This window comes from Mucilaginibacter tolerans (assembly GCF_030519375.1).
Lineage (GTDB): Bacteria > Bacteroidota > Bacteroidia > Sphingobacteriales > Sphingobacteriaceae > Mucilaginibacter.
Window position 1 is genome coordinate 304,259 of the sequence record NZ_JAUMKB010000004.1, and the last position, 14,289, is coordinate 318,547.

At 42.1% G+C, this 14,289-nt stretch carries 14 protein-coding genes; 6 read left to right on the top strand and 8 right to left on the bottom strand.

What is annotated here, in order from left to right; translation table 11 throughout:
* Positions 1–70: 70 nt before the first annotated feature.
* The 3 genes from secDF to Q3A68_RS08065 all read right to left on the bottom strand — a co-directional run bounded on the left by secDF (position 71) and on the right by Q3A68_RS08065 (position 4,444).
* Positions 71–3,055, bottom strand: coding sequence for a protein translocase subunit SecDF (gene secDF, locus Q3A68_RS08055; protein ID WP_302900549.1), 2,985 nt, complete (start codon positions 3,053–3,055; stop codon positions 71–73).
* A 115-nt stretch (positions 3,056–3,170) separates the two neighbouring features.
* The gene (locus tag Q3A68_RS08060) at positions 3,171–3,653 is read right to left on the bottom strand and encodes a dihydrofolate reductase (RefSeq protein ID WP_302900550.1); all 483 of its coding nucleotides are present in this window, start codon (positions 3,651–3,653) and stop codon (positions 3,171–3,173) included.
* The gene (locus Q3A68_RS08065; protein WP_302900551.1) at positions 3,650–4,444 is read right to left on the bottom strand and encodes a thymidylate synthase; all 795 of its coding nucleotides are present in this window, start codon (positions 4,442–4,444) and stop codon (positions 3,650–3,652) included. Before Q3A68_RS08065 ends, Q3A68_RS08060 begins: the two co-directional genes overlap by 4 nt.
* 172 nt (positions 4,445–4,616) lie before the next feature.
* Here Q3A68_RS08065 and ispE point away from each other — a divergent pair, with 172 nt between their 5' ends.
* On the top strand, positions 4,617–5,414 hold the full coding sequence (gene ispE / locus Q3A68_RS08070) for a 4-(cytidine 5'-diphospho)-2-C-methyl-D-erythritol kinase (protein ID WP_302900552.1): 798 nt from the start codon (positions 4,617–4,619) through the stop codon (positions 5,412–5,414).
* 24 nt (positions 5,415–5,438) lie between these two features.
* Here ispE and Q3A68_RS08075 read toward each other — a convergent pair whose 3' ends face one another.
* From Q3A68_RS08075 to tgt, 5 genes are all read right to left on the bottom strand, one after another.
* Positions 5,439–6,323, bottom strand: coding sequence for an NAD(P)-dependent oxidoreductase (locus Q3A68_RS08075; protein ID WP_302900553.1), 885 nt, complete (start codon positions 6,321–6,323; stop codon positions 5,439–5,441).
* Between the two features lie 84 nt (positions 6,324–6,407).
* Positions 6,408–6,686, bottom strand: coding sequence for a LapA family protein (locus Q3A68_RS08080; protein ID WP_302900554.1), 279 nt, complete (start codon positions 6,684–6,686; stop codon positions 6,408–6,410).
* A 917-nt stretch (positions 6,687–7,603) separates the two neighbouring features.
* A complete protein-coding gene (locus Q3A68_RS08085; RefSeq protein ID WP_302900555.1) occupies positions 7,604–8,506 on the bottom strand; it encodes a DMT family transporter in 903 nt (300 codons plus the stop codon).
* Positions 8,506–9,606, bottom strand: a complete 1,101-nt coding sequence (locus Q3A68_RS08090; RefSeq protein ID WP_302900556.1) for an LptF/LptG family permease — start codon at positions 9,604–9,606, stop codon at positions 8,506–8,508. The genes Q3A68_RS08085 and Q3A68_RS08090 overlap by 1 nt, the downstream gene beginning before the upstream one ends.
* On the bottom strand, positions 9,607–10,737 hold the full coding sequence (gene tgt / locus Q3A68_RS08095; protein ID WP_302900557.1) for a tRNA guanosine(34) transglycosylase Tgt: 1,131 nt from the start codon (positions 10,735–10,737) through the stop codon (positions 9,607–9,609).
* A 255-nt stretch (positions 10,738–10,992) separates the two neighbouring features.
* Between tgt and Q3A68_RS08100 the strand changes: the two genes are divergently transcribed.
* From Q3A68_RS08100 to Q3A68_RS08120, 5 genes are all read left to right on the top strand, one after another.
* Positions 10,993–12,111: a glycosyltransferase gene (locus Q3A68_RS08100; RefSeq protein WP_302900558.1), complete on the top strand. Its 1,119-nt coding sequence runs from the start codon at positions 10,993–10,995 to the stop codon at positions 12,109–12,111.
* A complete protein-coding gene (locus Q3A68_RS08105; RefSeq protein ID WP_302900559.1) occupies positions 12,102–12,707 on the top strand; it encodes an RNA polymerase sigma factor in 606 nt (201 codons plus the stop codon). Before Q3A68_RS08100 ends, Q3A68_RS08105 begins: the two co-directional genes overlap by 10 nt.
* On the top strand, positions 12,697–13,326 hold the full coding sequence (gene rsmG, locus Q3A68_RS08110; protein ID WP_302900560.1) for a 16S rRNA (guanine(527)-N(7))-methyltransferase RsmG: 630 nt from the start codon (positions 12,697–12,699) through the stop codon (positions 13,324–13,326). Before Q3A68_RS08105 ends, rsmG begins: the two co-directional genes overlap by 11 nt.
* A gap of 66 nt (positions 13,327–13,392) precedes the next feature.
* On the top strand, positions 13,393–13,677 hold the full coding sequence (locus Q3A68_RS08115) for a hypothetical protein (protein WP_302900561.1): 285 nt from the start codon (positions 13,393–13,395) through the stop codon (positions 13,675–13,677).
* A 197-nt stretch (positions 13,678–13,874) separates the two neighbouring features.
* Complete coding sequence (locus Q3A68_RS08120) at positions 13,875–14,258, top strand: DNA-processing protein DprA (RefSeq protein ID WP_302900562.1); 384 nt, start codon at positions 13,875–13,877, stop codon at positions 14,256–14,258.
* Positions 14,259–14,289 lie beyond the last annotated feature (31 nt).

Below are 14,289 nucleotides of genomic sequence, written 5' to 3' on the forward strand. Positions count from 1 at the left end.
GTATATACAATGGTAAACAAAAAAGGCTCCAAATGTTGTTTGGAGCCTTTAAAATAACGGTTATATGACTTTATCTCAGGTCTTTTTTGCCGAAATCGATGATGATCGGAGTCGCAATGCAAATAGACGAGTATGTACCGAAACATACGCCCACCAATAAAGCGAATGAGAAACCGCGGATCACTTCACCACCGAAGATGAATAACACGATCAACACGAATAATACTGTCAAAGCAGTGATAATGGTACGGCTTAACGTCTTATTGATCGCATGATTGATTACCTCCTTAGGGTCATCGGCCTTTGAATGGTGCAAACTCAGGAATTCGCGGATACGGTCGAATACCACAACCGTGTCATTGATAGAATAACCGATTACTGTCAAAATGGCTGCAATAAATGACTGGTCGATATCCAAAAATGGAATCCATTGTCTGAATAAAGTGAAGAACGATAATACCATTAATGCGTCATGTAAAGTTGCCACCATTGCACCCAAGCTGAACTGCCATTTGCGGAAGCGGATCAGTATGTAAGCTGATATTACTATAATCGCGAAAAGCACTGTCCAGAAGGCCGATCGTTTGAGCCCCTCAGCGATAGTAGCTTTAACTTTCTGGTATTGAGTTTTAGCCGGATCGTCAGTAACCTTGGTCGCCGGGTTTGCATTTAAAGCATTGAACAATGTTTGTCTTACTTTTGTATCGGCAGTTGTTGTATTTTCCTCGATCAGGTACTTGGTAGTAATACTTATTTTATTGGCGCCAAATGTTTTAACCTCGCTGGCACCAAGTACTTTGTCAATAGCACTGTGCACCTGTTCGGTAGTCACATTTTTATTGTCAAACTCGAGAATATAGTTACGTCCGCCGACGAAGTCTACACCGTAGTTAAACCCTTGTGTAAACATGGATATGATTCCGGCAGTGATAAATGCTCCTGAGAATATGTAAAATTTGAAACGGTTTTTTACGAATCCAAAGTTGGCATTTTTGAAAGTATGCGAGCTCCATGGGTTAGAGAATTTGATATCCCAGCCTTTGGTGATCATCCATTCAAAAATGATCCTTGAGATTAATAATGAACAGAACAGCGAGGTAACGATACCGATCATCAATACAACTGCGAACCCTTTGATAGGGCCGCTACCAAATGTGAACAAGATCAAACCGGTAAGGAATGTACTGATGTTCGAGTCAAGAATTGACCATAAAGCATGTTTAAAACCATCGGCCACGGCCAATTTGATGGACTTGCCTAATAGCAGCTCTTCGCGGGCACGTTCGTAGATCAGTACGTTGGCGTCAACTGAGATACCGAGCGTTAATACGATACCTGCAACACCTGGCATGGTTAATACCGAACCTAAGCTGATGAGTACACCCATCAGGAAGAATACGTTTATCAAAACCGCAACAACAGCGATAGTGCCTGCACGATTGTAGTAGGCGATCATAAATATAAGCACCACCACAAAACCCATTACCGCTGATAGCAAACCAGCGTGAATAGCTTGTTGACCTAAGGTAGCACCTACGGTTGCTTCTGAGACGATAAGCGCAGGAGCAGGTAAACGACCGGCTTTTAATACGTTGGCTAAGTCTTTTGTATCTTCCTGTGTAAAGTTACCACCGGAAATAGAGGAAACGCCACCTGAAATTTTACCATTTACGGCAGGTGCAGAGTAGACATTATCATCCAGAACTATAGCGATAGCTTTGCCTGGTTGATTAGGACTTGAGGGCGCAGCTTCTCCCGTAATTGCTTCCCACTTTTGAGCACCCTGAGGGTTCATATACATGGTTACTTCCCAACCACCTTTGGTCTGATCGATATCGTTTCTTGCATCGTTTACAACGTCACCGTCAAGTACCGGGCCATTATCGGCACCAGCAAGTCTTATAGCATATAGCTCAAATATTTTTGTTTTCTCAAGTGGTTTTACACCCCAAAGGAATTTAATAGTTTGAGGCATTTGCGATTTAACATCGGCACTGTGCAAGTAAGTATTAACCTTTGCAGTATCTTTTAGGGCCACATACCCTACTACTGGACCAGGGCGTAATGCCGGCTGACCGTTTTGCGTTTGGTAAGTAGCAGGCTGTAATATGGAGAATAACGGATTTTGTGCAGCTAATTGGGCTTTGTTGTTTAACAGCGAAGTGTCTTTAGATGCGCTTTTGTTTACCTTATTCAATAAAGATAATCCAGCTTTTGATGTATCTTTTTTAGCCGTTGCAGTAGTCGTAGCAGTGGCTTTAGCGGCAGTATCTTTTGCTGCGCTTTTGGCTTTTGCGGCCAGGAAGGTATTTACATTGCTTAATATCCCGTACGCCTCTGTGTTGTCATAAGTTTTGTAGAACTCAAGTTTTGCAGTTCCTTGTAACAATTTACGAACACGGTCGGGCTCAGTCACGCCCGGTAACTCGATTAATATCTGGTTACGGTCTTTTAACAGCTGGATGTTTGGCTGAACTACCCCGAACTGGTCAATACGGGTATTTAATACGGTATAAGTTTGTTGTACCGCAACATCAGCCTGCTCCTTTAGGAAAGCCTCAACTTCAGCATTGGTTGAGTTGAACTTCACATGCTCTTTATTCGCCTGTGTAGCAAACAGGGCCGCCAATTTACCGTTTGGATTTAATTTTTCGTACTCGCTTACAAAAAGTGTAATGTAGTCGCTCTGGCTGGTACGGCTGTCAACATCAGCTTTATCCAAAGCCTGTGCCATGGCAACGTCAGGGTTATTGCTGGATAAAGCCTTCACCAGGTCGCGCAGCGATACCTGCATGGTTACACTCATACCACCCTGTAAGTCGAGACCTAGTTGCAGCTCTTTTGCTTTGCAGTATTGATAAGTGTGTTTGAATAATGGATACACTGGTTGTGTCTCCATTGAGTCCAGGTACGCCCTTTCTTTTTTGGCATTGCCTTTGGCGTATGTTTTTGCATCATTCTCTACTTTATTTGCTACCCACGTAAATGACAGCTGGTATAAGCATACTATCGCCAGTAGAATGGCAAAAAATTTAATAACCCCTTTACCTTGCATTGTAAATTAGAATATGTAATAAATTAGTCTATAAGCTTTTTAAACAAGACGGCAAATCTAATAAAATTTTATAACCATAGAATTTTATCTTCAAACAAATTATTGCGCTCAGATGTTAAATGCGCTCGAGTGTGATGAATGAGTAAGCATATTTATGTTTCTCGTCTGCCGGGTGATCTTCCCTCGCAACCTCTTTCCATTCCAGATAGTCAATCTCGGGGAAAAAAGTATCTGCCTCAAATGAGTGGTGAATAATGGTAAGGTAAATGCGATCGGTTTTGCTCATGGCCAATTTGTAGATCTCGGCACCACCAACTATAAATACTTCTCCCTCATTGGCGCAAAGCTTCAGCGCTTCATCAACTGACTTAACTACCTCGCATCCGGGAATAGAAATTTCCTGGCGTGTGATAATGATATTGCGGCGATTAGGTAATGGTCTGCCAACAGAGTCATAAGTTTTACGGCCCATGATAACCGTATGTCCGGAGGTTATCTGCTTAAAGTGCTTCAAGTCGGCAGGCATGTGCCAAAGCAATTGATTGTTTTTGCCGATGGCGTAATTTTCAGCAATGGCCACGACGATGGTAACGATCATACAGCAACCGATCCTTTAATGTGCGGCCATGGATCATAATTCTCCAAAGTAAAGTCCTCGAACTTAAATTCAAAAATATCTTTCACTTCAGGATTGATTTTCATAGTCGGAATCGGTCGTGGTTCGCGGCTTAATTGCAGGTTGGCCTGCTCGATGTGATTGTTATATAAATGAGCATCGCCAAAGGTATGGATGAAATCGCCCGCCTGCAGGTCGCATACTTGTGCCATCATCATGGTGAGTAACGCATAAGAAGCAATGTTAAAAGGAACGCCTAAGAATATATCCGCACTGCGCTGATACAACTGGCACGATAATTTCCCCTCTGCTACATAAAACTGGAACAGGCTGTGACAGGGAGGTAGGGCCATATGCTCAACTTCAGCAACATTCCATGCCGAAACGATAATGCGGCGCGAATCCGGGTTCTTTTTAATCGTGTTCACCACCTGGGTGATCTGGTCTATATGTCCGCCGTCTGGTTTTGGCCATGAGCGCCACTGGTGACCGTACACCGGGCCAAGGTTACCCTGTTCATCGGCCCATTCGTCCCATATGCGCACGCCGTTCTCTTTCAGGTAGGCGATGTTGGTATCGCCCTTTAAAAACCAGATCAGCTCGTGTATGATCGATTTAAGGTGAAGTTTCTTGGTCGTCACCAGCGGGAAACCTTCCTGCAGGTTAAAACGCATCTGGTAGCCAAATACGCTAAGGGTGCCGGTTCCGGTACGGTCATGCTTTTGGGTACCGGTCTCCAAAACATGCTTCATCAAATCGAGGTACTGTTTCATGTTGGTTATAATGGTTGTAATGGTTGACGTAGTTGTAATGGTTGTAATAATTTAAAATTTAACATCTCCAACCTTTACAACTTGTCCAACTAATTTCCAACCACAAAGAAAAATAATCTATTTTTGGTATCCTATGGATGTGCAAAAATACATCCGATGTTAATCAATCTGAATGATCGTATTTCCAAGCGCCAAGATCAATATAGGCATCAACATAACCGGCCGCCGGTCGGATGGCTATCATAATATCGAGACTGTTTTTTATCCGTTGCCCATTTACGACGCTTTAGAGGCCTTACCAGGCGATGAGCTAACCTTCCACTCGTCCGGACTGGAAATCCCCGGCAGGATAGAGGATAACCTGTGTATTAAAGGCTATCACCTGATAAGCAAAGACTATGATCTGCCTCCGGTGAATATTCATCTTCTAAAACACATCCCGATAGGAGCGGGTTTGGGGGGGGGGTCGGCTAATGCGGCGTTTTTTATAAAACTGATCAATAATTTATTCGATCTGAAGCTGACCGTTGAGCAGATGCTGAACTATGCCCGGCAGTTGGGCGCCGACTGCGCTTTTTTTATTGAAAATAAGCCTGTATTTGCATTTGACAAGGGGGACAGGTTCGAGGATATCCAACTCGACCTTTCAAGTTATCATATAGTCCTTGTAATGCCTCCCGCACATGTATCTACGGCCGAGGCTTATCGTGGTGTTAGACCTGTTCAGGTAAAACAATCATTGAAAGAGTTAATCAAGCTCCCGGTCGAAGAATGGAAGCAATACATCAAAAATGATTTTGAGGATTCTGTTTTTAAAAATCACCCGGTAATACGCGGCGTAAAGGCTGCCTTGTACGAATCCGGTGCTATCTACGCTAGTATGAGTGGCAGCGGTGCCTCTGTATTCAGCATATTCAACAAAAAACCTGATCTGTCGGAATTAGAAAAGACAAACCAGGTTTTTTATTGATTTCGAATTTGGGATTTGAAATCATCACAGTCCTGCATCCTCTGCGACTCCCCGGTCAAACGCTTCCACGCAGTCGCGATCGCCCCAACCTTTGGCTACGGCCGTGAGCATACGGTTTAGCAGTGCTGAGCCGATAGGCATTGGCGTTCCGCTTTGTTGAGCAAGATCAAAAGCAAGGCTGACGTCTTTATAGCCCAGCTTGGCTTTAAACCGGACAGGCTCGTAAGCTTTAGTGGCGATGAGCTTGCCATAGTTTTGATAGATGGGCGCATTGAATAAGGTCGAGCCGAAGAAGTCGGCCACCTGCGCACGATCCAGCCCTTGTTTTTCAGAAAGTGTAAATGCTTCGGCCATCATTTCTACAGAAGCGAAGATCATAAAGTTCCCTACAATCTTCACCACATTAGCGCCGCCTATACTATCTCCAAAGTCAATTACTCCTTGTCCTAACGCCTCGAGAATCGGCTGTACGGATTCTTTTGCTTCCTTGTCTCCGGATACGCAAATCCAGAGACGTTTAGCGGCAGCAGCTTCTGGCCTCCCGAACACCGGTGAAGCGAGGTATTTACTGCCTGCTTTTTGATGTGCTGCAGCCATCTTTTCAGAGGCGTTAGGGGAGATGGTGCTCATGGAAATATGAATGCCCCCTTGCTGCAAAGTTTGCAGGATACCATCCGTACCAATCACTGTTTCTGTTACCACCTCGTCGTCCGAAAGCATGGTGATTACTGCCGGTACATTTGCAGCCGCTTCGGCAGGCGTTTTGCACCGCGTGATGGCTGTTTGCTCCAGCTCGTCAGCCTTGCCTGAACTACGGTTGTAGACCTGCAAGTGATAGCCCGCGGTGATAAGATTTTTGGCCATTTCAACGCCCATGTTTCCTAGTCCGATAAATCCAATTTTCATCATATATAATTTGTTTTTTAAAGGAGATGAAGCTACCATGAACAATTGATTTTTGCTCTTAGCTCATGATGGTTTGTTTTCCATAGTTTAACTTATATAATCCCTGTCTTCCTGACTTAGTGTATCAGGTTTTGTTTTTGGTTCTTCAGGCTCCTCGTCCCGGCCCTGAATATATTTTGGTCTGCCCGGGCGGCCAACCAGCACGCCAACGATAAACGAAACGACGGCCACTGCCAGCAGCAAGACTAGTTTGGAAACATAGAAAGTAGCGAACAAAAAATTGAAAGGAACCTCCTTGGTGTTTTGCATGACCACTACGGTAAGCAGCACGGTGATGAGGATAATGAACATCGTTTTAATTCTCATGACGATCTCAATTTTAAGAGTTGTGAAACGTATGGGGTTTTTAATGGTGTGAAAAATTCACATCGAATTTTCGCTCCTTTTATAAATCTACAAAAAGGGTACAGGTATCACAAATTGATAAAATCTTGAAGCCTCTTTTTGCAAAAAATCGAAAATCAAAAAATTAACCAAAAGGGGCACTTTTTTAGGCCAGAATATCCATCGCGATTTTTTGACCGAAAGTGGGTAGGGTGGGCTGAACGGCTCGCTGTCTGTTCAAAAAATAGACTCTCTTATTTATTAATTTTTAATCAAAAATTCTGCAAAAAATTGAAAGAAATTCACCGCACTAAAATCTGTTTTGCATACGAATCTGCATCGGCCTCGATTTTTATTAAATTCTCATTTTTTGATTCAGTACACACTTAGAAGAAATGCGTGCTAGATTTATACTATGAAGTGTTTTGTTAGATAACTTATATTAAATAATTGATTATAAATGTTATATACCTAAAAAGAGCTATAGGAGCCGTCAGTTGCTAAAAATATTAGCTTTTGGTATATTTTCAAAATTTGGTTTTGTTAAACTATTGATTTATATAAATAGTGTAAGCATTTGATTTTTATTGATTTAAAAATTTTGATTGGAATGTATAATTAAAAAATATTTGTGGTTTTTGTGAGAAAATATATCGATGGATTGATGTTTTGCAGGATTGGGTTAATTACACTAAGTAAAAAATAGATTTTGCGTCAGGCCGTTCGAAATAGTTTTATTGATAATCTGATCAGCTGTTTTTTTAAGGTCGCTTATTCGGGCTTAAAATGCGTCGTAAGGGGTATGTATTTTGAGGGCCCCTCTCCTCCCCGCCGGGGGCAACTGTCATTATATTGGGGAATTTATCCAGAAGTTTTTAAGTAAAATAGACTCGCAGAAGTTATCGGTTTCTTCTCCTGGCGACCTGTTTTTGGGCAACAGGAAACAGGAAAATTGTCGACAAAATAATGACGGCGCCGACCCAGAAACCGGTGGTCATTTTGTTCATGTCGCCAAAAAATACGAAGGACATGATGATGCCGTATACCGGCTCGAGGTTGGTGATAAGAGCTACCCGGAAGGCAGAAAGCTCGCGCATTACAGACACTCCGGCGACGTAAGCAAGCGACGTACAGATAGTACCGAGAAGCAAAAGGTAGCCAATATCGGCACGGTTCAGGATCATCGATTTGTCGTATCCGCCGATCGCGGCGAGGAAGATGGAGATCCAAACAAAGGCGCCGGATAGCTCGTAGAATGCGATCACGGGCGCCTCATATTTCTTAACTTGCCGTGAGTTGATAATGGCAAAAAGGCTCGCGAAAACAGCGCTTGTAAGCCCTGCTATGATACCCTTAGTGTATTGTGTTTCGAATTTAAAAATGATCAGTATGCCCGAAATGATCATAACTCCCGAAATGATTTCGAGTTTCGATATCCGTTTTTGATTGATCAGCGGTTCGAAAATTGCCGTGAATAATGTCACGGATGAAAGGCACACCAGGCTTACCGAAACAGTAGATAATTTAATGGAAAGGAAGAATAAAATCCAGTGCCCGCCAACCAATGCTCCGGTAGAAATCAGCTTGAAAAATGTGCTTCTGCTTACGCGGAAGACGGTCTTGTTAAAGTTAAAATAGAGGAACAATGTGACCGAGGCGATGAGCACACGGTACCATACTAATTGCACTGCGGATATGGAAATCAGCTTGCCTAAAATGCCCGTAAAGCCCCAGATAAAAACCGTAAAATGAAGAATTATCAGGTTCTTATTCAGCGGGGCCGGAGCATATTTTTCTGCCATTATTTAGGCGCCTTTACCAGTAAATAGTAGCCTAGTATGAAGAATAAAAGATTTGGCATAAACACCGAAATCAACGGCGGTGCGCCTCCTTTTATAGAGAAAACCAATGCAAATCGCTCGACAATAATGTAGGTGAAGCACAAAATAATGCCTATCCCAAGCGGTAATCCTACACCTCCGCGGACCTTTCTTGAGGACATCGAAACGCCAATTAAGGTGAGCACATAGGTGGATAGCGGGTAAACAAAACGGTGGTATTTTTCGAATTGCATGTCCAGTAACTCACCCGTTCCGCGCAGTCTTGCCTTGTCAATATTCTTGTTCAAAACGCTCATCGACATAGCGCTGTACTGATTATCTTTTATTTCAAAGTCCTCCGGACGCATATCGAGCACTGTGTCTTTTGTGGCTCCATGCCATACCATGGTCTCTTTTAAGCCGTTGATCTGCCTGTCAGAGTAGGATTTCATGGTCCAGAAGCGCTTTACTGAGTCGTAAACTACATTGGTGGCAACGATTTTACGGGTCATTACATCGCCGTTAAACTTCTCTAAAATAAACTCATAACCTGTTTTTGAAGCAGGATCAAATGATCGTACAAAAACGAAGGTATGCTTATCCAGCTGCATGTGCACCTCATTTTTTGTGGGGTCGCTATCACTAAAATGCGTGGCTTCAAAGTCGACTTTTAGGCGATTTGTATAGGGGATAAGAAATACGTTGGCGAGAAATGATATGATAAACAGCAGCGACGCCGCAATAAAATAAGGCCTCAAAAACCGGTTAAAGCTGGCTTTCGATGTCAGTATCGGTACAATTTCCGTTTGATTGGCCATCTTGGCAGTAAACAGAATAACTGCCAGGAAATTGATGAGCGGCGATAAGTAATTCAGATAAAACGGAATGAATCCGGCATAATATTTAAAGGCGATATCATGAAAGGTACTTTGCTTTTTCAGGAAGTTGTCCAGATGCTCCGATACATCAAAAACCACCATCACTACCGAAAAAATGGCCAGCGTAAATATGAACGTGCCGAGATATTTTCTTATAATATACCGGTCAACAACTTTCAGATGTCGTCTTAAAAAATTTCTCATTTATAATCGTTGGCCCAGGCGGTTTACCATCATGTTTTTCCAATTGTAGAATTCGCCCGAAATGATCTTTTTACGTGCTTCCTTTACAAGCCACAGGTAGAAATGCAGGTTATGTAAGGTTGCAATCTGCGCTCCTAAGATTTCGCCCGAGTGAATCAAATGCCTAAGATAAGCTTTTGTATAACTCCTGTCAGCATACAAGTCGCTATCAGCTTCAATCGGACTAAAATCATTCTTCCATTTCTCGTTTTTGATATTTATAATACCCTCTTTGGTGAAAAGCATGCCGTTACGTGCATTGCGGGTCGGCATTACGCAATCAAACATGTCAATACCCAGTGCAATATTCTCCAATATATTTACAGGTGTACCTACACCCATTAAATAACGTGGTTTTTGCTGCGGTAATATATTGCAAACTAATTCTGTCATGGCATACATTTCCTCAGCCGGCTCACCCACGGATAAACCACCTATAGCATTGCCCTCACGTTCAAATGAAGCAATTACTTCAGCAGATTTAGTCCGCAGATCTTTATAAACCGAGCCCTGCACAATGGGGAACAAGGTTTGGTTGTATCCGTATTTTGGCTCTGTACTATCAAAACGCTCGCAGCAGCGTTTGAGCCAACGGTGGGTCATTTCGATAGATTTTCGCGCATAGCCATATTCACAGGGATAAGGTGTGCATTCATCAAAAGCCATAATGATATCGGCACCAATAATTCGCTGGATATCCATTACATTTTCCGGAGTAAACAGGTGTTTTGAGCCATCGATATGCGAACGGAATGTAACCCCTTCTTCCTTTATTTTACGTACCTCAGTAAGCGAATAGACCTGGTAGCCGCCGCTGTCGGTCAATATTGGCTTATCCCAGCCATTGAATTTATGCAATCCGCCAGCCTTTTCAAGGGTATTGAGCCCTGGTCTTAAATATAAATGATAGGTATTGCCCAGGATAATCTGTGCTTTTATATCATCCTTCAACTCATGCTGATGAACAGCTTTTACGGTACCTGCAGTACCCACAGGCATAAATATCGGTGTTTGTATAGTGCCGTGATCTGTGGTGATTTCGCCCGCGCGGGCCTTCGATAACGGGTCTTGTGCTGTTAAACTGAATTTCATTTCGAGGCTGCAAAATTAGTCATTTATGTTTGATTTGATTGTAGTGGTTGTAAATGTTGTAAGGGTTGAAATGGATTGATTTTCACCAATCTTAATATTTCCAATTATTGCAGCTACCGCAACCTCTACAACCGATCCAACTATACAACCTCACCTGATTTTTTCCACAATAGGGGTTTTCAAGCCAAAACTTATCCACCATTACTAGACAATCATGGTTTTTTTTACAATTTTACCCTTATATATTCATCTGATTTGGAAACCTATTTACCCGACGCGGTCTTCGTACTATTAACCTTCTGTTTTATTGCCCAGCTGTTTTATCTTATTTATTATCATAACAGGCTGAAGTCTTATAAGCCAGCTGAGGGATTAGCACCATCTGCTCTTGCAGTTTCAGTGATCATCAGTGCACGGAATGAGGCTGAAAAATTACCGGAAAACCTGCCTTTAATACTTGAACAAAATTATCCCGATTTTGAAGTAATTGTAGTAAACGACTGTTCAGTTGACGATTCGGAAAATGTATTAAAAGCGATTCAACTTAAATACCCGCGACTGAAAATTGTTACCGTAGTTGAAAATGACCGTCATAAAACCGGGAAGAAATTCGCCCTGACTATGGGCATCAAGGCATCTAAAAACGAACACCTGCTGTTTACTGATGCAGATTGCAAACCTGCCTCGGCTGATTGGATCGCGCGTATGGTTGCAAATTTTACAGGTGATACGGAGATTGTTCTGGGGTATTCTCCTTATTACAAAACCAAAGGGTTTCTAAATTCGCTTATCCGGTTCGAGACAGCTAAAACAGCCATAAATTATCTTTCAGCTGCGCTTGCGGGTAATCCATATATGGGAATAGGCCGCAACCTGGCCTATACAAAAACGTTGTTTTTTAAGAACAAAGGCTTTGCATCACATATGCACGTCATGTCGGGCGATGATGATTTGTTCGTAAATCAAAATGCTACGGCTGAGAATACCAACATCGAAATTCACCCTGATGCCTTTACTTTCAGTCCGGCCAAAAACACTTTTACCTCTTTCTTTGTTCAAAAGAGGAGGCACATGGGCGTAGGGAAGCTGTATAAGAATAATCACCGCCGTATGCTGAGTTTTGATGCGCTTACAGGCTTTTTATTCTATATACTACTTATATTATCTCTTGTCCTGGACTATGATCCGCTGCCTGCTTTGGGCTTATTCATTTTCAGGCTTATTGCGCAAATAATTATATATTCAAGGATATTTACAAAGTTGGATGTTAAAAACTTATTGTGGTATTTACCATTCTTCGACCTTGTTTATTATGTTTATTTAAATACTTTTGGATTGATAGGTACTTTTATAAAAACTACACAGTGGAAGTAAACGCAAATTTTACCGAAAACGCAAAAAACGATTTTCACCTTGTTGTGAAAGCACGCGAGGGAAATCAAAAAGCTTATGCCGACCTGATGCACAGGTATAAGGATTCTATCTATTTTATGGCGCTTAAAATGGTGAATAACAAGGAGGATGCAATGGACCTCACCGTTGAAACCTTTGCCAAGGCGTTCGAGAAATTGGAGAAATACCAACCGGATTATGCATTCAGTACCTGGCTGTTCCGTGTAGCTACCAATAACTGTATCGACTTTATTCGCAAAAAGAAATTGAATACCATGTCCATCCACGGAATGGTGGATGACGACGGAGAAGAAAAAACGCTACAGATAAAGGCAGATGTACTCAACCCGGAAGAAACTTCTATTAAGAAGCAGCAAACGCAAGAGTTAAAAGTTCTGATTGAAAGTTTGCCTCCCCGCTATCGCAACCTGATCACCCTGAGATATTTTGATGAACTCTCATACGAAGAAATAGCGCAGCAGCTCGACCTGCCTTTGGGTACAGTTAAAGCGCAATTATTTAGGGCCAGGTACCTGCTGGGTAATATCATAAACCGCTTTAACAGGGATGACATCTGATATCATACTCAAATATTTTCCTGATCTAAGCTCAGCACAACAGCAACAATACCAGCAACTGCCCGAACTATACAATTTCTGGAACGACCAGATCAATGTTATATCCCGAAAAGATATCGAGTCTTTATTGGAACGGCATGTATTACACTCGTTAGGCATTGCCAAAGTGATGCCCTTTTTGCCAGGCGAAAGCGTGCTGGACGTTGGCACCGGAGGCGGTTTCCCGGGAGTGCCACTAGCTGTTATGTTTCCTGAGACTCAATTTTACCTGGTCGATTCCATAGGGAAAAAGATAAAGGTGGTAAACGAAGTAGCCAAAGCCACCGGCCTGAAAAACCTGAAAGCCGGACATATCCGAGCTGAACAAATACGCGGAAAATTTGATTTTGTAGTTTCACGCGCAGTAACACAACTGAAGGATTTCTATCCCTGGGTGAAAGGAAAATTCAATAAAGATTCAAAGAATAAACTGCCGAACGGCATACTGTATCTAAAAGGCGGCGACTTGACTCAGGAGATTGCTGAATCGAAATTGGCGGTAAAGCAGTATTATCTGAAAGATTATTTTACAGAAGAGTTTTTCGAAACCAAGCAGGTGATCTATGTAAAGGGGCAATAATTTCTTGTGGCCCTTTATTTATTCTGTCAATTTTTGCCATTCTTAGTTGTATCCTTCTTTTTCTTTTTGAAGAGATTTAAAGGGTTTGGTGGAGGAGGAGGCCCCGCCGGTTGTGTAGAAGGTCCGGAAGGCGGCGCGGCCGTTTTATCATCACTTTTTTTGTTGGTCGTGGTATCCTTTTTATGCTTTTTAAAAGGGTTGATTTTTTTCAAAACTTCATCCGGTGGTGGCGGAGGAGGTGGTCCGCCCGGAGGGGGTGATGGCTGGCTTTGTGCAAATGCATGGTTTGAAACACAAAATAATGCCAGGAATATTGGAACTATAAGCAGGCATGTCAGTCTGGCTGGGTAACCTTTTCTTTTTATCGGTTTCTTCATCATACAGCTTGATTTTGAGGCGGTTATTTACTGATCTAAATTATCAAAAAATACTTTTCAGAGCTAAAGTTTATATAATATTTATGTTAAGCTTTTTGAAAATAAATGCTAAAAATTTGAGCAAATTCAATTTGTTTGTAATTTCAACGCCAGATACCTGAACTTTAAAATATGTCATTACTTCATCGCATTGCTTTAACTTTTATAAAAAATATTGGTCCCGCACTATCCAAGTCCATGCTTTTTCATTTTGGCGATCAGGAACAGGTGTTCAAAGCATCTAAATTGAAGCTGATACAAATACCGGGCATCTGCGAAAGGAGATTTATTGACATGAATTTTAAAGCAGCCCTTGAGCGCGCAGAAGAAGAATTGAAATATATCGAAAGAAATAATGTCAGACCTATTTTTTATACTGATCCGCAATACCCAAAGCGACTGAAAAATTGTATAGATGGCCCGATATTATTATATGCTAAAGGCGATTTCAACCTAAACCCAGGCCACGTGGTAAGTATTGTAGGCGCCCGCAGGGCCACTAAGGGTTATTTTTGATATCATTCATCAGCATAAGTCGCCATTGGCT